The organism is Elusimicrobiota bacterium (genome assembly GCA_016182905.1).
In the GTDB taxonomy this organism is placed as follows: Bacteria; Elusimicrobiota; Elusimicrobia; order UBA1565; family UBA9628; genus GWA2-66-18.
This window is the reverse complement of record JACPFR010000063.1, coordinates 18,906-41,089: the sequence shown is the minus strand read 5'-3', so window position 1 is coordinate 41,089 and position 22,184 is coordinate 18,906. Positions and strand designations below refer to the sequence as shown.

Genomic DNA, 22,184 nt, shown 5'->3' with positions numbered 1-22,184 from the left:
CGCGCCGGCGCCGGCGCCCGGGGCGGCGCCCTCGGCGGCAGGTCCCGCGCCGGGGCCCGCGGCCTTGTCGCCGGCCTTGAGGTAGACCGCCTCGTTGAACGTGATGTTGAAGACGCCGCGTCCGGCGAGCCAGCCCTTCGGGTCGGCGGCGGCCGGGGAGTCGGGGCGCATCGCGGCCAGCTCGCAGAAGGCGACGAGCTCGTCGGCGCTCAGGCCCGTCTTGAACGACAGGCTCGTGAGCTTGAAGCGCTTGAAGAGGTTGGCGAGCGAGACGGGCAGCTGCGACAGGCTGCCGACGACGCGGCCGTTGAGGATGAGCTTGTCCTGGTCGATGCCGACGGCGAGCTCGCCGTTCGAGGAGAGCGAGAGCGCCGCCGCCAGGTTCTCGTGCGCGGACGCGATGGTCGCGATCACGGCGGGATGGCCGACCTTGTACAGCGCCATCTGGCCCAGCGCCTTGCCGATCGCCTTGAGCGCCTCGAGCGTCTGCTTCTCGAGGTTCGCGCCGGCTCCCGGCGCGGGCGGCGGCGGGGTCTCGGCCATCAGAGCCTCTCGATCCTGCCTTCGAGGCCCGCGAGCGCGTTGCGCGCGTCGAAGACGCGGCGGGCCAGGCGGACGACGCGAGGATAATCGACGCCGGGGTGCGCGGTCAATATCAGCACGCAGTCGGCCTCGCGGACCGCCTCGTCCGTCAGGCGGCGGCTGGACCAGGAGCGCCCGCCGACCGAGACGCGCGGCACGAACGGGTCGTGGTAGGAGATGAGGGCCCCGTCCTCGGCCAGCAGGTGCATGATGTCGAGGGAGGGCGAGTCGCGGAAGTCACCGACGCCGGGCTTGTACGCGACCCCGAGCACGAGGATCTTGGCGCGCTTGACCGATTTGGCGTCCTCGTTGAGCAGCCGGGCCACCCGGCGGACGGCGTACCGCGGCATCTGGCCGTTGACCGTGGACGCGAGCTCGATGAAGCGCGGCTCGAAATTGAGGGACTTCATCTTCCAGGCCAGCAGCTGCGGGTCCTTGGGGATGCAGTGGCCGCCGATGCCGGGGCCGGGCCAGAAGGGCATGAAGCCGAACGGCTTAGTCGCGGCGGCGGCGACGACCTCCCAGACGTTGAGGCCGAGGCGGTCGCAGATCTGCGCGAGCTCGTTGACCAGCGCGATGTTGACCGAGCGGAAGGTGTTCTCCAGGAGCTTGACCAGCTCCGCCGCGGTCGCGCTCGACACGGGCACGACCTTCGAGATCACCGACGAGTACAGCGCCACGGCGAGGCGCGTCGAGCGGGCGTCGATGCCGCCGACGACCTTGGGGGTGTTCTCGATGTGCCACTTCTCGTTTCCCGGGTCCACGCGCTCGGGCGAGAAAGCGAGCCAGAAATCCTTGCCGGCCTTGAGGCCCGACTTCTCCAGCTCCGGAAGCACCGCCTCCCGCGTCGTGCCGGGGTAGGTGGTGCTCTCGAGGACGATCAAGGTCCCGCGCTTGAGGCGCTTGGCCACGGTGCCGCAGGCCGCGACGATGTTGGAGATGTCGGGCTCCTTCGTCTTGCGCAGGGGCGTCTGCACGCAGATAAGGACCGCGTCGAGCTTCGCGATGCCGGCCCCGGTGTCGTCGATCGTCAGCGCGCCCGAGCGGACGAGGGCGGCGAGCTCCTTCGACGGGACGTCCTCGATGTAGGAGCGCCCACTATTAAGGGTAGACGCGCGACGCGCGTCGACCTCGATGCCGGTGACCTTGAAGCCGCGGCGGGCGAAGGCGACGGCCAGCGGAAGGCCGACGTAGCCCAGGCCGATGACGCCCACGCGGGCGGTTTTCTCGCGGATTTTCCGATCGAGGCTCACGGCGAGAGTATAGAGGATGGGGCAGGACTTGTCCATCCCCGCTATTTATGAAAGAATGCGTCCCTCCCTATGAAGAGCCATGATGTCTGCGTCGTAGGCGCCGGCTACGTCGGCCTGGTCACCGGTTCCTGCCTGGCCGAGATCGGCCACCGCGTGGTCTGCGTCGACTCCGACCCGCGCAAGCTCAAGTCCCTGAAGGCCGGGAAGGTCCCGATCCACGAGCCCGGCCTCGACGAGGTGTTCAAGCGCGTCGTGAAGTCCGGCCATTTGACCTTCGCGGCCTCTGTGGAGGAAGGCCTCCTGTATAAGGGACGCCGCGCTTCCGTTGTTTTTATAGCCGTGGGAACCCCTCCCCGCGCCGACGGCTCCGCCGACCTCTCCGCCGTGGAGCACGTGGCCGAGACGGTCGCCAAGCACATGACCGGCTACACCGTGATCGTGGACAAATCCACGGTCCCGGTCGAGACCGGAGACTGGGTCTCGAAGACGATCCAGCGCTTCAACAAGAAGGGCACCCCCTACGACGTCGTGTCGAACCCCGAGTTCCTGAGCGAAGGGTCCGCGGTCAAGGATTTCATGAAGCCCGACCGGGTGGTGCTCGGCGTGTCCTCCAAGCGCGCCGAGACCTTGATGCGCGAGATCTATGCGCCATTAAAGGCAACGATACTCGTCACCGACCTCAAGAGCGCGGAGCTGATCAAGCACGCGTCGAACTCCTTCCTCGCGACCAAGATCTCCTACATCAACGCGGTCTCCGCCCTGTGCGAGAAGGTCGGCGCGGACGTGAAGATGGTCGCCCAGGGCATGGGGCTCGACCGCCGCATCGGCCCGATGTTCCTCAACGCGGGCATCGGCTTCGGCGGCTTCTGCTTCCCGAAGGACCTCGAGGCCTTCTACTGGATCAGCAAGCAGAAGGGCTACGACTTCAAGCTCCTCAAAGCCGTCCAGGAGATCAACGCGCTCCAGCTCTCCTGGGTATCCCGAAAGATCGAGGAGAAGCTCTGGAACCTCGAGGGCAAGACCGTCGCGGTCCTCGGCCTCGCGTTCAAGCCCAATACCGACGACATGCGCTACGCCCCCTCGCTCGAGGTCGTCGCCGGCCTGCGCGCCCGCGGCGTCAAGGTCCGCGCCTTCGACCCCGTCGCGATGGAGCGCGCCAAGGTCCTCCCCGAGTTCAAGGGGGTGCACTTCGCCAAGGACGAGTACGACGCGATCAAGGGCTGCGACGCCCTGGCGATCGTGACCGAATGGCCGCGCTTCAAGGACCTGGACCTCGCCCGCGCCAAGAAGCTGATGCGTACCGCCGTGCTCCTCGACGGGCGAAACCTCTTCGACCCGGAGAAGGCGCGCGCGCTGGGCTTCGACTACGCCGGCGTGGGCCGCCCGTGATCGAGCGCGTCCTCATCACCGGCGGCGCCGGCTTCCTCGGCAGCCACCTCTGCGACAACTTCCTCGCCAAGGGCGCGAAGGTCATCGCGGTGGACAACCTGATCACCGGCAGCATGGCGAACATCGAGCACCTGATCAAGAACCCGCGCTTCAGCTTCATCAAGCTCGACGTGACGAACTACCTGCACGTCCCCGGCCCTCTCGACCTGGTCATGCACTTCGCCAGCCCCGCCTCCCCGATCGACTACGCCCGCTGGCCGATCCCGACCCTCAAGGTCGGCGCGCTCGGCACGCACAAGGCCCTGGGCCTCGCCAAGGACAAGAAGGCGATCTTCGCGCTCGCGTCCACGTCCGAGGTGTACGGCGACCCCGAGGTGAACCCCCAGCCCGAGACCTATTGGGGCAACGTCAACCCGATCGGCCCCCGCGGAGTCTACGACGAGGCCAAGCGCTACGCCGAGGCCCTGACGATGGCCTACCATCGCTCCCACGGCGTGCCCGTGCGCATCGTGCGCATCTTCAACACCTACGGCCCGCGCATGCGCACCGAGGACGGCCGCGCCGTCCCCAACTTCATCACCCAGGCGCTCAAGGGCAAGCCGATCACCGTGTACGGCGACGGCTCCCAGACCCGCAGCCTGACCTTCGTCACCGACCTCGTCGACGGCATCGACCGCCTCGTCCGCTCCAAGGAGACGGGCCCGATCAACATCGGGAACCCCGTCGAGATGACTTTGCTCGAGATCGCCGAGACGATCAAGCGCCTGACGAAGTCCAGATCGAAGATCGTCTTCAAGAAGCTGCCGATCGACGACCCCAAGGTCCGCCGGCCCGACATCACCCTCGCGCGCAAGAAGCTCAAGTGGGAGCCGAAGGTCCCCCTCGAGGAGGGCCTCAAGCGCACCATCGCCTACTTCCGCACCGTCCTCTGACCGAGCCATATGGCGAGGAAATGCCGCTTCCACACGCCGTTGGAGGGCGGCTGAACCCAGTCCTGACCGTCGTCCTCCCTTGCCACAACGAAGCCGGCAACATCGCCCGGTACGACCGTGATCTGTTCCCCGCCCTCGACGCGCTGGGCGCCGCCTACGAGGTGGTGATCGTCGACGACGGATCCCTTGATGACACGTCCTCGAAGGCGGCCGAGCTTCTGATGACGCGCAAGGACGTCCGTCTCGTGAAGCTCGCCCCCAACCGCGGCATGGGCGGCGCCATCCGCGCCGGGATGTCCGAGGCGCGCGGCGAGTGGATCGCCACGCTCGACGCCGACCTCACCTTCCCGCCCGCCGCGCTCAAGGACATGCTGGCAGCGGGGATCGCCGCGAAGGCCGACCTCGTCTCCGGCTCGCCCTACCTGCGCCCCGGCGACATGGCCGGGGTGTCCTGGGTGCGGGCGCTGCCGAGCCTGATGATCAACGCCCTGTACCGCGGCCTGTTCGGCATGCGCCTGACGGCCTACACCCCCGTCCTGCGGCTCTACCGGACCGCCTTTATAAGGGACCTCGACATCGTCTCGAACGGCTTCGAGATCAACGCCGAGATCGCCGCCCGCGCGATGATCGACCGGCGCGTCGTCGCCGAGGTCCCGGCGCCGCTGCGAGCCCGGACCGCCGGCGTCTCCAAGCTCCAGCGCGGCCGCGAGCTCCGCCGCCACCTGTCGCTGATCCTGCGCCTGCTCTCCGGCCGCTGACCCCGCCGCCTGCTGGCCTTAGGCCGCGCAACTTTGTAGCCTAGCCCCCCTATGTCCGAACTCGGAACGCCGCAGCGCCCCCTCGCCGTCGCCGTCGTCGGAGCCGGCCCCTCCGGCTTCTACGCCGCCGAGGCCCTGCTCAAGGCCCCCGGGCTGACCGTGCGCGTGGACCTGTTCGACCGCCTGCCGACCCCGTACGGACTCGTGCGCGGCGGCGTCGCCCCCGATCACCAGAAGATCAAGTCCGTGGCCGCCGTCTACGAACGCACGGCCCAGGACCCGCGCGTGCGCTTCTTCGGCGGGGTCAAGCTCGGCCGGGACATCTCCGCCGCGGAGCTGGCCGCCCGCCACGACGCCGTGATCTACGCCGTCGGCTGCGAGAGCGACCGCCACATGGGCGTACCCGGCGAGGAGCTCGCGGGCTCGCACTCCGCCACCGAGTTCGTCGGCTGGTACAACGGCCATCCCGACCATCGCGACCGGAGCTTCGACCTGGGCACGGACGCCGTCGCCATCGTCGGCGTCGGCAACGTCGCGATGGACGTCGCGCGCCTGCTCGCCTGCGACGCCGAGGGGCTGGCCAAGACCGACATCGCGGCCTACGCCCTCGACGCCCTGCGCAAGAGCCGCGTCAAGACCGTCTGGCTGCTCGGCCGCCGCGGCCCGGCCGAGGCCGCCTACTCGCTGGCCGAGATCGAGGAGATCGGCGGCCTCAGCGCCTCCGATCTCGTCGTGGACGGCGCCGAGGCGGCGATCGACCCGGCGTCGATCAAGGATCCGGCGGCGAAGAAGAAGACGGAGTACGTGCAGGCGCAGGCGAAGAAGGGCCACGGCTTCAAGGAGCGCAAGGTGCGCCTTCGCTTCCTCGTCTCGCCGGTCGAGCTGACGGGCGAGAACGGCCGCGTGAACGCGCTGCGCCTCGAGAAGAACGAGCTCGTCGACGACGGGAAAGGCGGCGTCAAGGCGGTCGGCACCGGGACCTTCGAGACGATCAAGGTCGGCCTCGTGCTCCGCTCGGTCGGCTACCGCGGCATCCCGATCCCGGGCGTCCCCTTCGACGAGAGATCGGGCCACATCCCGCACGCCGACGGCCGCGTCGTCCCCGAGACCGGCAAGCCCGCTTTGCCCGGCCAGTACGTGGTCGGTTGGGCCAAGCGCGGCCCCTCGGGGCTGATCGGCACCAACCGCGCGGACTCCGTCGCGACGGTGCACTCCCTGCTCGCCGACGTCAAGGCGGGAGCCGTCCCGGCCGCCGCCGACGCCTCGCTCGAGGCCACTTTGCGCCTGCTCGCCGACAAGAAGGTCCGCGCGCTGAGCTTCGTCGACTGGCAGATGCTCGACGCCTTGGAAAAAGCCAACGGCACCAAGGCCGGAAAGATCCGCGAGAAGTTCACCAGCGTCGAATCGATGTTCGCCGCCGTTGCCCCGAAATAGACTAGGTCCGGGCCGCCGGTCGTGCTAGACTCTGCCCAGAGCCGTCTATCGCGGAGACTCAAGACCCCGCGCTAAAACAAGCCCAAAAGGCTTATTTTAATTACTCCCTGTGGGATGTTCATTCTTCTCAGGGGTATTGATAGATTTGGGCTCACGATGGAGCCCATCTACGCCGCCGTGGGAAGAGGGATTCGCGACCGCAGGCTCGAGCTCGGAATGACGCTCGAGGACCTGGCGGAAGGCTCGTCGCGCCATCCCGCCTTCATCGGGATGATCGAGCGCGGCCACAAGAAGGCCAGCCTCGCGACTTTGTCGGCGATCGCCGCCGCCCTCGACGTCGACATGGCCCATCTGTTCAAGAGCGGGCGCCCGACGGAAAAAGGGACCATTTCCCGGAAGATCGACCTGCTTTTGCGCGCCCGCACCGAGCCCGAGCGCCAGCTTCTCTTTTCGACCCTCCGCCATCTGGCCGCCGAGCTCAAAGACCTGCGGACCAACGGGAGCTGACCACGTGGACGCGCCGGTCGTTCTGTTCGCCGACGACAACACCCCGATCCGCGGCCTCATGGTCCGAGCATTCGCCCAGGCCGGGATCATCAAGGTGGTGGCGGCCGCGGACGGCGTCGAGGCCCTCGCCGCCTTCGAAGCCGACGGAGCCGGCGAGATCGGGCTGCTCATCACCGACCTGATGATGCCGCGGCTCGACGGCGCCGGCCTGATCGCCAAGGCGCGCGCCGCGCGCCCCGCGCTCAAGATCATCCTGATCTCGACCGATCCCTTGCCGCTCGAGCTGCGGGACGGCGGGATATCGTATATGCAGAAGCCGTTCCTCCCGTCCGAGCTGGTCGCGAAGGCGCTCGAGCTGCTCGGCTAGGTCCTCAAGAAGGGACGGGCGCCTATATGCGGTCCAGGATTTTTCCCTTTTCCTCTTTATTGACCGCGTACTTGATGTCCGTCATCGGCGGGAATCCCTTATCCTGGCCGGCGTTGATGTCGGAGATGAAGAGACGGGTGACGCGGCAGGCGTCGCGGGCGGCGGAATCCTTCGCGCCTGCCTTCTCGTCGCAGATACCCTTGTCCGCGGGCGACAGCGCGCGGGCGAGAAGAGCGTTCTGGTAAACGACGTCGGGATGCTCTTGGGCGGCCGCGGGCAGCGCGGCGCCGAGCGTCAGGGCGAGAGCGAGCAAGGCGATCGTGGATCTCATGGATTAATCCCTTCCACACCGGACCTTTTTCCAGTGTAAACTCCCGCCCGGGCGTTGTCAAGGGCCCTCATTGACAATGCCGCGAAGGCCGACTACACTGAGGAACAGCCATGATTCTTCATATCGGCCTGATGGCGATCGCCTTGGCCGGCGCGACGCCTTCCGCCGGCCAGGACGAGACGACGACCGCCGAGGAGCAGGCGCAGTTCGATCTGCTGATGAAACGCCGCAGGGAGCGGCTGGGAATCCCTCCGGCCGCCGCCGGCATCGTCGTGACTCCCGTTCCCGGTTCCCCCGTTCCCGCGACGAGCGCGCCGCAGCCGTCCTTCGCGGAGAGGGAACGCGAGCGCGCGACGGAGTTCAACAAGCAGTTCGGGGACGGGGCTTACGAGGGAATAACCGGATTCTCGGATCGCTGCAAGTACGCCGACGGCTGCAACAAGCTGGCGACGGCGGACCTCATCAAGGGCGCCTATCAATTCGTCGACCTGCAGAAGGACGTCGAGAAGAAGACCCTCGCCCCCGACTCCGACGACTACCGCAGCCGCCACTCGGAGATCAAGAGCGGGCTGCGCACGACCATGGAGGGGTTCCGCCCGCGGCCCGGAGGCCGCAGCGCCTACGAAAGGGACTTCATCAAGTTCTCCGATCCGATCGTCAAAAAAATATTCTCTCCCGCGGAGCTCCTGCGATACGCGGAGCGCAACGCCGCCGCCTCCGATTCCGCCGCTTTCTACACCTATCTCGGGCAGGCCCTGAACGGCGCCGGCCCGCCCGGCAAGGCGCGGGCGGCCTTCGACGCGGCTTTGGAGCGGGATCCCAGCAGCGACGCCGCCCTGAGCGGCAGAGCCGAGGCGAGACTCCGCCAAGGCGACTATTCGGGCGCCGTCCGGGACGCGGTCGCCGCCCTGAAGATCAATCCTCGCAACGATCGGGCTTACGCCACGCTCAAATTCTCGGAAGGCCGCGTGCCGGGGGCGGCCGCGGAGTGGACGCCGCCCGGAGGCCCGTCCGTCGTCGATGCCGGCGCCGCGCCGGGAGGACCCGCGTCCATGGGCGGCTCGCCAGCGGCCGCGTATGGACTCGCGGGCGGGACCGCGCCCTTCGATTCCTTGCGCCGCTCCGACGGCCTCGTCGCCGACGCCCGGCGCAGCATGGGCCTGGGCGACGCCGACGCGGCGGTCCGGCTCCTGAGCAAGGCGGTCGAGCTCAATCCGAGCAACGCGGAGGCCATGGGGCTGGCGGCCATGGCCCACATCCGCCTCAAGAATTATCCCGAGGCGCTGGCGGCGGCGGAGGCGGGACTCAAGCTCGCCCCCGACAACGGCCTCTTGCTCGACGCCAAAGCCAACGCGCTGAACTACATGAAGGATTACCGGGGGGCGCTCGCCGCGGCCGATCTCGCCGTCGCGGCCGATCCGGGCGACGCCATGGCTCACTACAACCGCGCGTGGGCCCTCGGCGGCCTGAAAGATCGCGAGGGGGCGCTCGCCTCCTTGCGCGCCGCCGCGAGATTGAACCCCCAGTTCGCCCCCGCGCTCGATTCCGCGCTCAGCCTGCCTTTGGAGAGCGACATCATCTTCATGTTCCCGGGAGAGAAGGCGGACTCGCAGCCCGTCCCGGCGGCCGAGCCCTCGCGCTCGGGACCGCCCCCGCTGCTGATGCTCGCCGGCCTGGCAGCCGCGGTCGCGACGATGCTGATGCTGGGCGCCCGCTTGAAACGGAAGCCGGCGCCCCCGCCGCTGTCCGCCTTCCGAAAAACTCCGGAACTCTTGGACGGGAAATTCGAAATGGGCCGTGAGATCGGCGCGGGGGGCATGGGCGTGGTTTACCTGGGCCGCGACCGCTCCCTGGACCGCGTCGTGGCCATCAAGCGGATGCGCGAGGAGATCCGGTGGGATTCGCGGGAGCGCGCGCGCTTCATCGCCGAGGCGAAGCTGGTGGCGAGGCTCCGGCACCCCCACATCGTCGAGATCCACACCATCGTCGAGCAGGACGGGGAGGTTTACCTGATTTTCGAGCACATCGCGGGACGGACCCTCCACGAAGTCATCGAGCGGGATAAAAAGCTCCCCTTCGAGAAAGCTCGGGACCTTTTCCGCGGGGTGGCGTCGGCCCTGGACTACGCTCAGGGGCACGGCGTGATCCATCGCGACCTGAAGCCCGCGAATCTCATGGTGGACGGCGAGGGGCGGGTGAGGGTCATGGATTTCGGCATCGCGCGCCTGACGGAGGAGGCGCTGAGCCGCCATTCCAAGACGAATTCGGCGGTGGGCACTCCGCAGTACATGGCGCCGGAGCAGGAGCAAGGCGTGGCGCGCAAGGAGTCCGACGTCTACGCGATGGCGCTGTGCCTTTACGAGCTCCTCACCGGACGGCGGCCGTTCGCCGGAATGGGAGCGGGACTGCTGATGAACAAGCTCAAGCAGGCCTACGAGCCGCCGTCCAAGCTCGACGCGCGCTTGCCCCCCGGCCTCGACGATATTTTCCGGAAAGCGCTCGACCCGGACCCGGACAAGCGCTACACGACCGCCGGGAACCTGCTGCGCGCCCTCGAGGGCCTCGAGACGCCCCGCCGGTAGGCCCTCCGGTCCGGACGGTAGGCCTAAGGGCTCTTATCCCGTCCGGCCGTCCCGCCTTATAATGGAAGGGATGAAAAGGCTGTTGGTCGCCCTCCTGCTCGTTCCGGTCCCTTCCTTCGCCCAGGTGCGGGGCAACGCCGTCTCCGTCGTTCCCCGGATCCATCTTGGAAACACCGGCGCTTCATCCCTATCGGCGCCGTCGATCGGCGATGTTCCTTCGCCCCTGAATGCCTCGCTGCCGTCGCCTTCCGCGCTGAGCGCCGTCACTCCCGCTCCCTCCGTCGTTCCCGCCGTGTCGGCCGCCGTTGCGATCGCCGCTCAACCCGTCCCCGCCGCCCTGACCGCTCTCAAGACCGCCGTCCCCGCGACGCCGGACAAGCCCTCCGCGCCCGCCGCCGCGGCGCCGGCGCCCGTTTCCGCCGAACATCAGAAGGGCGCCTCCGACGCGATGTTCGACGGCGCGCTCAAGGTCCTCATCGCCGGCTCCGAGGCGGTGCCCTTCATCAAGACCGGCGGCCTCGCCGACGTCGTCGACGCCCTGTCCCGCGGCCTCGCCGCGCGCGGCCATGACGTGACCATGGTCCTGCCCAAGTACCGCGATCTCAAGACGGCCGGCGTCGAGCTGCGGAAGGCGGGCGCGGTGTCGGTGCCGATCGGCGGCCGCGTCGAGACGGCGAACGTCCTCGTCGGCCGGCGCGACGGAGTGCGCGTCGTCCTGCTCGAGCATCCCGAGTTCTACGAGCGCGAAGGCGGGCCGTACGCCGCCAAGCACGCGGCGCTCGGCCTCTCGGCCTACGACGCGGCCGGCGTCGACGACGCCGACGAGCGCTTCGGCTTCTACGCGCGCGCGGCGCTCGAGGTGATGAAGTCCCTCGACATCAAGCCCGACGTCATCTCCGCGCACGACTGGCACGCGGCCCTGATCCCCGCCTTCCTGAGGACCGTCTATGCGAACGACGCGTTCTTCGCGGGCACGAAGACCACTTTGACCATCCACAACATCGCCTTCCAGGGCGCCTTCGCGCTCGCGACGGCGGGCAAGCTCGGCTTCGACGACGCGGCCCTCGAGCACCACGGCGGCGCCAACTATCTCAAGGCCGGCATCGTGAACGCCGACGCGGTGACCACCGTCAGCCCCACTTACGCGAAGGAGATCCTCGAGAACATCCTGTTCGGCATGGGCCTCGAAGGCCCCCTGCGCGCCCGCCCCGACGGCGTGCACGGCATCATCAACGGCATCGACCCCGTGCTGTACGACCCCGCGACCGACCCCGACGTCGCCCACCACTACGACATCGACGGCGTCGCCGAGGGCAAGGCCGCGAACAAGGCCGCGATCCAGACGAACCTCGGGCTCGACGTCGAACCCGGCTCCCCGCTCTTCCTCGTCGCCTCGCGCCTGGCGCATCAGAAGGGCATCGACATGATCTTCGACTCCGCGCGCGACGTCGTGCGCCTCGGCGGCCAGCTCCTGATCATGGGCGCCGGCGACGCCCAGACCGAGGCCCTGCGCGCCGCGCTCGTGCTCGCGTTCCCCGGGAAGGTCGCGTCGTACCCGTTCGACGAGAAGTTCGTGCGCATGGGCTTCGCCGCGGCCGACTTCCTGCTCATGCCCTCGCGTTTCGAGCCCTGCGGCCTGTCGCAGCTCATCGCCCAGCGCTACGGCGCCCTGCCGATCGTCACGATGGTCGGCGGCCTGGCCGACACCGTCCGGGACCTGCGCGACGACCCGATCCACGGGGACGGCCTGATCATCCGCGCCGTCGCCTCGATCTCCCTGTCGCGCGCGATCGCCGACGCCGTCTCCGGCTATCATCATCCGCGGGCCTTTCCGCTGGCGCGCCGCGCCGCGATGAGCAAGGACTCGTCCTGGGAAGTCTCCCTCGACGTGTACGAGGCGCTGTTCCGGCGCCTGTTGCGGGCCGAAAGTCCCGAAAAGCGCTAGGCCTTCTCCCGGGCCTCCGCGGCCCCCTTGCACCGTCTCTTCACGGCCGCAAGCCGCTATCCTCCCTGTATGAAGCGGCTGCTGTCGTCGATCCTGGCGCTCGCGCTCGGCCTGGGCTCCGTCCCCGCCCAGGCCCAGACCGCGCTCGGCCGGGCCTCGCTGCCGGCCCCCGCGGCGCCCGTCCCGGTCCCCGCGGGCCTCGTCGCGCCCGCCGCCGGCCTCCTCGCGCCCGCGCTCGGCGCCTCGCTGACGCCGGCCGCCTTCGCGTCCCTCGGCCCGTCTCCGGTCCCGTCGGCCGCGGCCCCGCTCCCGGCCCGGCCCGTCTCGGCCGTCCCCACGCTCCCCGCGCTCGCGCCGGCGCGGACCGCGACGCCGCTCGAGACCCTGCGCTCCGCCGCCTCGCCCGAGATCGCGCCCGGGACCGGCGCGATCTTCGACGGCTCGGTCACGCGCTCGGCCGCGGCCTCCGTCGAGCCGCCCGTCCAGCCCGAGGCCGCCGCGCAGCCCCGCCGCACTTTGCTGCAGCGGTACAAGGCCGGACGGAACAAGAACCCCCTTCAGAACGCCTTCGGCAAGGCGATGTTCCTCACGACGACGGCGGCCGTCGCCGTCCCCGTGCTGTGGGGCGCGGCGCCGGCGCTGAAGCTCGCCTACGCCGCCGTCGCCGCCGACGCGCTCATGCTCGCGGTCGTCCTTCCCGTCGCCCTCGTCCTCGCCGTCTGGCGCAAGCTGAAGCGGGCGCCGCAGACCGCCGCCAAGCCCCCGCCCAGCCGCCGCGCCAAGCTCGCCGTCGTCGCCCTCGGCGTCGTCCTCGGCCTCGGCGCCGCCGTCGTCCCCTATCAGGCGACCGGCCCCGTCGTGGAGCGCGTCAAGGCCTACACCGAAAGGCACGATCCCGCCGCGAAGCAGACCCGGGCGCGCTGGATCTCGGGCGGCGCCGTCGAGGACGAGGTCTTCAAGGTCCTCGCCCCCAATCCCGTCGGCCGCGAGGTCCTGGACAAGCTGCGCGACCGCGGCGGCGTCCTGCGCCTGCCCCCGTTCTTCATCTCCCGCCAGGACGATTCCTACGGCCAGCACGAGAATCTCTTCGACGGGGTCTATCTCAACGAGGGCGAGGTCACCGGCCGGGGCTGGACCGTCGAGCAGTTCCTCAAGGACCCCGCGCTTCAGCGGCAGTTGATCCGGGAGATGAGCTCCACCGTCCTGCACGAGCTCACCCACGCCGTCCAGGGACGCCGGCCGCCGTGGACGCCCGGCTACTTCAAGCTCACCTTCGAGGCCGAGCAGGAGGCCTTCTTCCAGGAGATGCTGTTCCGCTTGGCCGAGCTCGAGCGCGACCCCGCCGCGCGCAACAACGGCCACGACCAGTGGATGGTCCCCGACGCCGCCGCGGACCTCGACGGCTTCCTCAAGTCCGTCGCCGCGATGTACGAGAAGAACGTTTCCGTCCCGAACCCCTACTTCGACGCCTTCCTCGCCGAGCAGCGCGCGCGCTGGCCCGCCTTCCGCGTGCACATCTATCAGGTGCTCGCGGCTCGCGCTCACACCCCCGCATCGGCTAAAATGTACATGGACAAGGCGAAGGCCGCGGCCAAGGAAGCGGGGCTCCCCGAGCCCGCCCCCCTCGCCGCCTCTCGCTGAGCCGATAACGCCATGTTTTTTCCCCTCATCTACTGGGTCGTCATCCCGCTGTTCTTCGCCTGGCTCGTCGTGCGCTGGCTGAAGAAGGTCAGCCCGCTCGTCGTCCCGCCGGAGGTCGCCGCGCTGTACGCCGAGCGCCCCATCGAGCCGAAGTGGTTCCGCGCCGCCCGCCGCGACCACGGCGGCCTTCTGCGCTGGCTCGGCGACTTCGAGAAGCAGCCCGAGGCCGTGGAGGCCGCGTACGCCGGGAAGGAAGCCGCCGTCGCCGCGGGCGAGAAGGCGTCCTTCCTCGTCTTCAACGACAAGGCCGAGCTCCTCGAACAGGTCGATTCGTAAGCCGCCCCATGCCCGCCCAGCCCCTGCGCGTCATCGGCAAGCTGCGTTCCTGCTTCCGAGAGAAGTTCGGCACGCCGCGGCAGCCGCTCCTCGTGCCCGGCGCGACCGCGACCTTGACCATCGCGCGCGAGTTCCTCCCCGAGCACTCCCTCGCCGGCCTCGAGCGGTTCAGCCACGTCTGGCTGATCTCCTACTTCCACCTCAACACGAACAAGACGGTGCGGCCGAAGATCCATCCGCCGCGCCTGAAGGGCGAGAGCGTCGGGCTGTTCGCGTCGAGGTCGCCGCACCGGCCGAGCCCGATCGGGCTGTCGCTGGCGCGGCTCGTGCGGATCGAGGGCGCGACTTTGCATCTCGCGGGGATAGACCTCGTGGACGGGACGCCGATACTCGACGTCAAGCCGTACATCCCGGAGTGGGACTCGGTGCCGCACGCGTCGCCGGGCTGGGTGAAAGACGCCCCGTTCCCGGTGTTGAGGGTTGAAATGTCCGCCGCCGCGAAGAACGACATCAAGGCGGCGGAGAAACGGCTTAACGTCAACGGATTGAGTGCTGTTCTGACGGACATACTGAGTCAAGACTTGAGGAACCCCCGCGACAAAGCGCAAACGAAGGAGGGGTTGGAGCTTGGGTTTTTCCTTCACGATTTCGACTGCCATTTTTCCGTTCAAAACGGCGTCGCCACCGTCCTGCGGCTGGTGACCGGCACGAAGATGCACAAGAAGGAACGGCGCGTCTCCCCCGCCAAGGTCAAGCTGGCGTGACGAGCCGCGAAGCTTGGCGCGGCAACGTGCGCCGCATGTACCTGTGGCGCTCCCTGACGCACATGCACTTCTTCGCCGGGGTGCTCGTGCCCTTCTTCACCGACTGGGGCGGGCTGACCTTGCCGCAGATGCTCCTGCTCCAGGCCTGGTTCTTCCTCTGGATCTTCCTGCTCGAGGTGCCGACCGGCGCCGTCGCCGACAAGTTCGGCCGCAAGACCTCGGTCGTCTGCGCGAGCGCCTGCCTGCTGATCGCGACGGCGATCTACGCCACGGGCAAGGGCCTGCCGCGCTACCTCCTCGCCGAGTTCATCTGGGCCGCGTCGGCCGCGCTCGCCTCCGGCGCGGACGAGGCCATGGTCTATGACAGCCTCAAGGCCGCGGGCGACGAGGGCTCCTCGAAGCGGGCGCTCTCGCTGCTCTCGTCGTTCGATATCGGCGCGATCGCCTTCGCCGCGCCGCTCGGCGGCCTGATGGCCGCGCGCTGGGGCCTGCAATCCCCGCTGCTCGCGATGCTCATCCCCTTCTCCCTCGCCCTGTTCGTGTCCCTCTCCTTTCAAGAGCCCCCCACGGGAGAAGAAGGCGCCAAGCCCGGCTACCGCGAGGTCCTGACGCGCGGCGTGCGCTACTTCGCCTCGCACAAGCCCCTGCGCGCCCTGGCGTTCGACTCGATCACGATCTCGATGCTGTCCTTCATGACGATCTGGCTGTTCCAGCCGCGCCTCAAGGAGCTCGGCGTCGGGGTCGGCGTCTACGGCTTCGTCACCGCGGCTCTGACCTTGTCCCAGATCGCCGTCATGAGCGGCCACGAACGGCTCGAGAGCCTATTCGGCGGGACGCGCCGCTACCTGGCCTGGAGCGCGGTCATCCCGGGGCTCGCGTTCCTCGCCTTGCCCTTCGCGACGAACCCGTGGGCCGCGTGCGCGCTGTTCGTCCTGATCCCCGCCTTCGGCATGTCGCGCTCGGTGCTCATCTCGAACTACATGAACAAGCACATCGGAAGCGCCCAGCGCGCGACGGTCCTGTCCACCGTGGGCATGGGCCGCCAGCTCATGGGCATCCTCGTGCTGCCCGTCGTCGGGCTGCTCACGAAGATCTCCCTTCCCTGGACCTTCGCGGCGCTGGGCGCCGCGATCCTCGCCTGCGCCTGGGCCTCCTCGGTCGAGGAAGAGCACCTCAAGGTCTAGGCCGGGCTCGCACCGGCGCGAGTCCGGCCTGAACTGTTTCCGGAAACAGTCGGCCGCGCTTAAGGGCGGACCTTCAGGATCATCCCGTCCGAGTGGGCCGTCATCTCGGGCGCGTACATCGACTGGAGCACGGCCGCGCCGATGCGGTAGGTCCCCGGCGTCGTCGGGCGGACGCGGTAGGCGAGCTTGTACTCGCCGTGCGGCAGCCAGTCGATGAAGAAGTTCGTCAAGGAGTCGCGCGGCTCCTCGTAGCGAGAGAGCAGGTCCCACTTCCAGCCCGAGCGCAGCTCCTCGCCCTCGAACCCGGCGCCGCGCGGGTCCTTGAGGTGGACGTACTCGAACTGCGAGCGCGTCTTGACCGTCAGGCGCACCTCGATCTGGTCGCCGACGGCGACGGCGTCGCCGGAGGACAGCGGCGCGAGCTTGTAGCCGTCTCCGCTCTTGTCTCGGCGGAAGCAGGTCCGCTCCACCTCCATCATCCCCGGGCCCGAGGCCTTCGGCGGCTTGTCGGTGCTGTAGATCCAGGTCAACGAGGCGAAGCCGAAGCCGGGGCCGGTCTTGTCGATGACGGCCTTGCCGTGCGTCTCATTGACCTCGGCCCCCGAGCGGCTCCAGCGCAGGGGCTGGGACAGCCAGTCGAACGGCTGTACCTGGGCCGACTCGACTTCATTTCCCCACTGGATCTTGTAGCCGTCGCCCTTGTCGAGCGCGCCGCGCGACTTCAGCACGTCGAGCAAGGAGTAGATCGCCGCGGCCGAGGCCTTGGTGGACTTCCACTCGTTTCCCTTGCGGTTGAAGAGCAGCCACTGCACCATCCCCGGGATGCGCGGGTCCTTGGGCTTCATCGTCAGCAAGGTGCGCAGGAAGAAGGCGTGCTTCTCGACCGTGTCGTTGTACCACAGCCAGGAGATCTTCTCCGGCGCCCAATAGGTCCCGGCGATGGGATCCGTGCGCACGCCGTCGAGGGCGCGGGCGAGGTAGAGGTCCGCCTTCGCCTTCTCGCCGAGGCGCCAGTACACGTAGGCCGCGTAGCCGCGGCCGAACGGCGTCAGCGCGTCCGTGTGCTTGTCGGCGTAGTCCGCCCAGACCTTGGCGAAGCGCCAGCCCTGCTCGGCGCCGGGCATCGTCTTTGGGAACGAGGTGACGGTGTACGCCGCGTACAGGATCAGGGAGAGCTCCCCTTCCTCGGGCTTGAGGTGCCGCGGGATCTCGTTGTTGGTGTACGCCAAGGCCCTCGAGACCACCTCGGCCGGGGGCGTCACGCCGTAGCGTTGGGCCTCCGCGAAGCCCGCGAGGACGAGCAAGGTCATGTACGGGCTCGAGCGCCCGCCGGGGAACCAGGGGAAGCTCCCGTCGTCGAGCTGATAAGACTTGAGCTTGCCCAGCGAGTCCGCGAGCTCGACCTCCACCGTCTTCGGGTCGAACATGTCGACGATCGGCCAGCCGGACTTGCGTCCCTTCGATGCTTCCTCCCATGGAGACTCCATCAGGCGCGTCAGGCGACGCGGATCGCTGCGGTCCCAGGCCGGGGTGACCGTGTTCCGCTTCGGTATCTTCTTCGCCGCGACGGCCAGCGCCGGATACTTTTTGTAGAACGCGTTGACGATCGCCAGCGGCACGTAGCGGTCGAGCAGCTGCTCGGTGCACTCGTACGGGTAATGGATGAGGGAAGGCAGGCTGTTCAGGACGATCAGCGCCAGCTGCGGGTCGACCTGAACGTGGACCGACTCGTGCTCGCGCGTGGGATCGGGCTCGGTCCAGGCCGGCACGGCCAGGACCTTGCGCGTCTCGCCGTCGAGCACGGCGAAGGCCGTCTCGATGAGGCGCTCGCGCGACGGCAGGATCGGCAGCTCGCGCTCCTCGGCGTCGGCCAAGGTCCCGGCGCGGGCCACCGCGCGGACCTGGAACGTGGTCATGCCGCGCGGAGCCTTCACGGTCCATGACAGCGGCGCGATGCCGTGCGGCTTCGCCGTGAACGGGACGACCGTCCCGGTCAGGCCGAGCTTGGCCGCCGCGTCCTGGCCGTCCTCGGTGACGAGCAAGGTCACCTCGCCCGACATCGGCGCGCCCGTCTCGTTGTGCACGATGGCCTGCAGCAGCCCCTCGTCGCCCTCGCGGTAGAAGCGGGGCATCTCGACGCGCACCATCAGGTCCTTGCGCGTCACCGACTCGGCGGACACGGTCCCGCGCTTGACGTCGCGCGTCAGCACCACCGCGCTGGTCTTCCAGCTCGTCAGGCGCTCCGGGGCCTTGAAGGCGAAGAAGGCTTTTCCGTTCTTCACCGCCAGGTGGGGCTCGAAGTACGCCGTCTCGGAGAAGTCCTTGCGCGCCGCGACGGGCGGCTCGGGCGCCTTCCCGGCGGATTCCTTCTTATCCTGCTCCCTCTCATTCCCATTCTTCCGCCTCGCTCCCGCGGAGCCTCTCACCGCGGCCGCTTCGGAGAGGGACCCGTCGACGCTTTTGCTTTGAGCCATCATGTCCGCGCTTTCCTCCGCGCGGGAGAAAGCGCCCCCCGCGGCCGCGGCGGCGGGAGCGTACAGCTTCATGCCCGAGAAGCGTCCGCCGTAGACGCGGCTGCGGTTGATGCGCAGGCCGGGCGCCATGGGCTCGCGGATCGCCGAGTGGTAAAGATCCATCATCTTCTTGACCCAGCCCTCGTCGACGGGAAGCTGATGGCCGTACGGGACGAACAACGAGCCCTGCGCGGGCGAGTAGTTCCAGCGCGCGGAGTACAACCCGGCCGTCCAGGCCCCGGCGGCGCCGGCATAGTACTCGAGCGAGCGGTCGTACACGCGCACCGCCGCCTCTCCCGACGCGGGCTTGCCGTCGCGGTCCGACACGGACAGCGACCAGCGCACGTTCTGGCCCGGCTTCATCACCGCGTCGTGCTTGAGCTTCACGAACAGCTCCCGGTCCTTCCACGGAACCTCCACGCGGGCCTGCCCCGAGCGGATCTTGAAGTCCTGGGCGCCGAACCAGCGCACGGTGAAGCCGCCCTTGTGATCGTCGGTCACGGGGACCTCGAGGATCTGCACGCCCCCGCCGCTGAGCACGCGGCGTTCGAGCATGGACGGACCGCCCCAGATCTCGACGATCATGAGCTTGGACAGGCCGGCGGACCCTATCAGCAGGCGCGCCGTCTCGCCGCGGAGCACGGTCCCCTGCTCGGCGAGCGAGACCGCGGGCAGGCGCAGGGCGGTTTTCCCGTTCCCCGCCGAGAGCACGATGACCGACTGCTCGACGCTCCCGCCCGCGGGGTCGTCGGCGCGCACGACGAGGCGATAGGCGCCCTCGGCGAGCCCAGGGAGCCCCGCGAAGATCGCCTTGTCCTTGGAGAAGCGCAGCTTGCCTGCGGCGGCCTCGGGGCCGTTCGGCACGTCCTTATAGAGCTGTTCGAGCGGCTGGCTTTCCCCGAAGCGGCCTCCCCACTGCGCGTCGCCCCCGTCCATGGGAGGATCCTGGGTCAGGCGGTACAGCGTATAGGAGCCGGTCCCGTCCTGCGTCTTCTCGTTGAGGTTCAGGAGCTTGAGCCCGACGGCGTGAGGCTTGCCGGCGCGGGCGAAACCCGCCGGGGGCTCGATGGAGAGGAGGACGGACTTGTCGCCGGCGGTGAAGGAGCGCTCGGCCGTGATCGTCCGGCCGCCGGGGTCCCGCGACTCGACCGACACGGTGAACCGCGAGGGCGGCGCGTTCTTCGCCGAGGGATCGTACGGCTGGGGCGTGAACGGGAAGGAGAACTTACCGTCGGCGCCGGTCTTGACCTGGCCCGTGGCCACCTCGGTCGGGCCGCGGCCGGACCACTGCCACCGCCACCACCAGCAGAACCACGGGATGTACACGGAACGCGTCACCCGGTAGGTCACCGGCGCGTCCGGCACGGCGCCGCCGAAATAATACTTCGCTTCACCCCCCACCGACACCGTGCGGCCGTAGCGCCAGATGCCGGTGCTCTCGTCCACCTTCACCTCGAACTCGGGCCGCTTGTACTCCTCGACGGCGAAGGACAGGTGGCCGGAGAAATTCCGCTCGAAGTCGCCGATCATCGCCTGCGCGGAGTACTGGCCGAGCAGGCGGCCGGTCGGGATCGCGCACGAGACCGACGCCGAGCCCATCGCGTTGAGCTTCGGCTCGGCCTTGCACAGCTCCTGGCCGTTCGCGTCGTTGAGATGCACCGTCAGCTTCGAGGCGCCGTCGTAGACCTTGTAGCCGCGCGGCAGGCGGCGCAGGACCGTGGTCTTGACCCGCACGGTCTGGCCGGGGCGGTAGATCGGGCGGTCGGTCTCCAGATGGATCTCGATCGGAGCGGGGACGCCGACGTTGAAATGGGAAGGATTCTGCCAGTAGGCGCGGCTGGGCCCGGAGCGGGCGAGCGGATCGAGGGAGAAGCTCCTGCCGTCGCCGTAGATCAGGCTCACGGTCGCGGGGACCTCGGCCACGCCGGCGTCGTCGGTCGTCAGAGACAGCCGCTCGACCTGGCCCCAGTTCGTGCGCTTGAACGCGTCGATGCGGGCGGCGCGCGCCGGCGCGCCGGTGCCGGCGTCGAGCGCGTACAGGTGGAAGCCCGCGACGGTGCGCTCCCGAGGCTCCGCGGGGTCGAAGATGAAATCGCGCTCGGGCCCCTTGGGCCCGGCCGAGCCGAGCAGGAACAGCTCGGTCACGTTCACGAACACCGCGGAGATCAAGGACGAGCCGGGCTTGGGCCGGGCGTCGTTGCTCGCGATCGCGAGATAGATCCCCGCCGTCAGCGCCGGCGGGACGGCCTGCGTCTCGACCTGCTGATACGGTGAGGGCGCCTTGACGTCGACGGCGTAGCGCGCGGCGGGGGTTCGCGTCGCGAGGAAGGATCTGACCAGCTCCATGTCGGGACTGCGAAGGGCCGACCAGTCGTCCCCCCGGCGGCGGGAGAGCTCGGCGATCTCCTCCGGCTCGACGATGTGAAGGGCGACGTGCACGCGCTCGAGGTTGCGCGTGGACAGGCGCAGGATGTCTTTGCCGGGGGGCGGGGCGAAGCGCCCGGTGACGGACAGCATCGGCATCTCGATCTGGGCGCGCAGCTTCGCCGCGGCCTTGGCCGAGCGGACCTGAGGCCAGCTCGCCTCCACGGTCTTGCAGAGAGCGACGGCCTCGGCGGGGCTGCCGCCGGCGTTGAGGAGCACCGCCGCCTCGTAGCCGGCTTCGGCCTTGGCGCCGGGGGTCGTGAAGGAGCTCATCCAGCCCCGGAGCAGGGCCACCGCGCTGCTCCGGGCCGCCGGATAGTCCGGCACGGCGGCGACCAGACCGGAGTGACGGAACGGGATCAGCAGACGCCGGAGCTTCCAGGTCTCGCGGACGACCTCGCGGCCCGGGCCGCCCATGCGGGCGCTCTCCTCGAGGACGGCGCCGGCCTGGGCGGCGGGCGGCGCGCCCGGGGCATAGGTCCCCGCGTAATCGGCGACGAGGAAGGAAAGTCCCGGCGGGTTCTTACCCGGCTCCGCGGGCGCCTCGGACAGGAGGTAACCCGTCCAGCGCAGGACCGCCAGGTCCCACAAGGTCGGCGCGAGCGCGGCGTCGGCGTCCTTCAGGTCGACGAAATAGGCCTCGCCCGCGATCGGCAGCTCGGCGAGGGCCCGGCGCACGGCCCACAGCTTCTGGTAGTCGGCACGCAGGTCGCTCTCCCACTCGGCGCGCGTGCGCTTCGTCAGGTCCCGGGCCCCCTCCTCCTCATCCTGGGGCGCGGCCCAGCCGTACTGCTTCAGGAACTCGCGGGCGAGCTCGGTGCGCAGGATCAGGAAGCGCCCCCGCCAAGCCGGGTCCTGCGGCAGCTTCTCCGGGAACACGCGCTGGGCGGCCTCGGCGTAACGGAACAACAGGGCCTCGGACTCGGCCGCGCGGTACAGGGCCTTGAGGCGCTCCTCGCCGGACGCGGACTTGAGCGCGGCCTCGTACTCCTTGAGGGCTTCCTGGTAGAGGCGCTTCTCGAAAAGGCCGTCGGCTTTCGAGAGATCGGCGCGAGCGGGCATCGCCACCGCCGCGAGGATGGACAGGACGAGCAAGAATCGTTTCATGGCGCTCTCAACGAGGACGGAGGATCCTATTTCGACAACGGCGCGGCCGCAATGTTCCTTGCAGACTGTACCCCCCTTGCGGCGCCAGCGCAAGCCCGCCCGCGCCCGTAAGTTTGAGAATTTATACACTGTCGG

The 22,184-nt window shown here is 69.1% G+C and carries 15 protein-coding genes and 1 pseudogene; 12 read left to right on the top strand and 4 right to left on the bottom strand.

The features are described 5' to 3' along the window. Nucleotides 1–543 (bottom strand): hypothetical protein (locus HYV14_18445; GenBank protein MBI2387970.1); only part of this gene is annotated, 543 nt, incomplete at its 3' end. Continuing rightward, nucleotides 543–1,871, bottom strand: a complete 1,329-nt coding sequence (locus HYV14_18440) for a nucleotide sugar dehydrogenase (protein ID MBI2387969.1) — start codon at nt 1,869–1,871, stop codon at nt 543–545. The genes HYV14_18440 and HYV14_18445, both read right to left, overlap by 1 nt. A gap of 33 nt (nt 1,872–1,904) precedes the next feature. Between HYV14_18440 and HYV14_18435 the strand changes: the two are divergent. From HYV14_18435 to HYV14_18410, 6 genes and pseudogenes are all read left to right on the top strand, one after another. Beyond that, nucleotides 1,905–3,176, top strand: a pseudogene (locus tag HYV14_18435) (UDP-glucose/GDP-mannose dehydrogenase family protein). Then, nucleotides 3,083–4,156, top strand: a complete 1,074-nt coding sequence (locus tag HYV14_18430) for an SDR family oxidoreductase (protein MBI2387968.1) — start codon at nt 3,083–3,085, stop codon at nt 4,154–4,156. Before HYV14_18435 ends, HYV14_18430 begins: the two are co-directional and overlap by 94 nt. 20 nt (nt 4,157–4,176) lie before the next feature. Further along, on the top strand, nt 4,177–4,914 hold the full coding sequence (locus tag HYV14_18425; GenBank protein ID MBI2387967.1) for a glycosyltransferase family 2 protein: 738 nt from the start codon (nt 4,177–4,179) through the stop codon (nt 4,912–4,914). A gap of 51 nt (nt 4,915–4,965) precedes the next feature. Beyond that, nucleotides 4,966–6,348 carry an FAD-dependent oxidoreductase gene (locus HYV14_18420; protein ID MBI2387966.1) on the top strand — a complete coding sequence of 461 codons (1,383 nt, stop codon included), beginning with the start codon at nt 4,966–4,968 and terminating at the stop codon, nt 6,346–6,348. A 156-nt stretch (nt 6,349–6,504) separates the two neighbouring features. After that, the gene (locus tag HYV14_18415) at nt 6,505–6,855 is read left to right on the top strand and encodes a helix-turn-helix transcriptional regulator (GenBank protein MBI2387965.1); all 351 of its coding nucleotides are present in this window, start codon (nt 6,505–6,507) and stop codon (nt 6,853–6,855) included. A 4-nt stretch (nt 6,856–6,859) separates the two neighbouring features. Beyond that, entirely contained in the window at nt 6,860–7,222 is a 363-nt protein-coding gene (locus HYV14_18410) for a response regulator (GenBank protein ID MBI2387964.1), read from the top strand. 22 nt (nt 7,223–7,244) lie between these two features. On the opposite strand, the gene HYV14_18405 is transcribed toward HYV14_18410, so the two are convergent. Continuing rightward, nucleotides 7,245–7,553: a hypothetical protein gene (locus tag HYV14_18405; GenBank protein MBI2387963.1), complete on the bottom strand. Its 309-nt coding sequence runs from the start codon at nt 7,551–7,553 to the stop codon at nt 7,245–7,247. 110 nt (nt 7,554–7,663) lie between these two features. On the opposite strand from HYV14_18405, the gene HYV14_18400 reads away from it, so the two are divergent. From HYV14_18400 to HYV14_18375, 6 genes are all read left to right on the top strand, one after another. Further along, nucleotides 7,664–10,135, top strand: a complete 2,472-nt coding sequence (locus tag HYV14_18400) for a protein kinase (GenBank protein MBI2387962.1) — start codon at nt 7,664–7,666, stop codon at nt 10,133–10,135. Between the two features lie 70 nt (nt 10,136–10,205). Beyond that, entirely contained in the window at nt 10,206–12,080 is a 1,875-nt protein-coding gene (locus HYV14_18395; GenBank protein ID MBI2387961.1) for a glycogen synthase, read from the top strand. Between the two features lie 69 nt (nt 12,081–12,149). After that, nucleotides 12,150–13,721, top strand: coding sequence for a hypothetical protein (locus HYV14_18390; protein MBI2387960.1), 1,572 nt, complete (start codon nt 12,150–12,152; stop codon nt 13,719–13,721). A 12-nt stretch (nt 13,722–13,733) separates the two neighbouring features. Continuing rightward, a complete protein-coding gene (locus tag HYV14_18385; protein ID MBI2387959.1) occupies nt 13,734–14,057 on the top strand; it encodes a hypothetical protein in 324 nt (107 codons plus the stop codon). A gap of 8 nt (nt 14,058–14,065) precedes the next feature. Further along, nucleotides 14,066–14,821, top strand: coding sequence for a tRNA (N6-threonylcarbamoyladenosine(37)-N6)-methyltransferase TrmO (gene tsaA / locus HYV14_18380; protein MBI2387958.1), 756 nt, complete (start codon nt 14,066–14,068; stop codon nt 14,819–14,821). Beyond that, a complete protein-coding gene (locus HYV14_18375) occupies nt 14,818–16,005 on the top strand; it encodes a hypothetical protein (protein ID MBI2387957.1) in 1,188 nt (395 codons plus the stop codon). The genes tsaA and HYV14_18375 overlap by 4 nt, the downstream gene beginning before the upstream one ends. A 59-nt stretch (nt 16,006–16,064) precedes the next feature. On the opposite strand, the gene HYV14_18370 is transcribed toward HYV14_18375, so the two are convergent. Next, a complete protein-coding gene (locus tag HYV14_18370; protein ID MBI2387956.1) occupies nt 16,065–22,049 on the bottom strand; it encodes a hypothetical protein in 5,985 nt (1,994 codons plus the stop codon). Between the last annotated feature and the right edge of the window lie 135 nt (nt 22,050–22,184).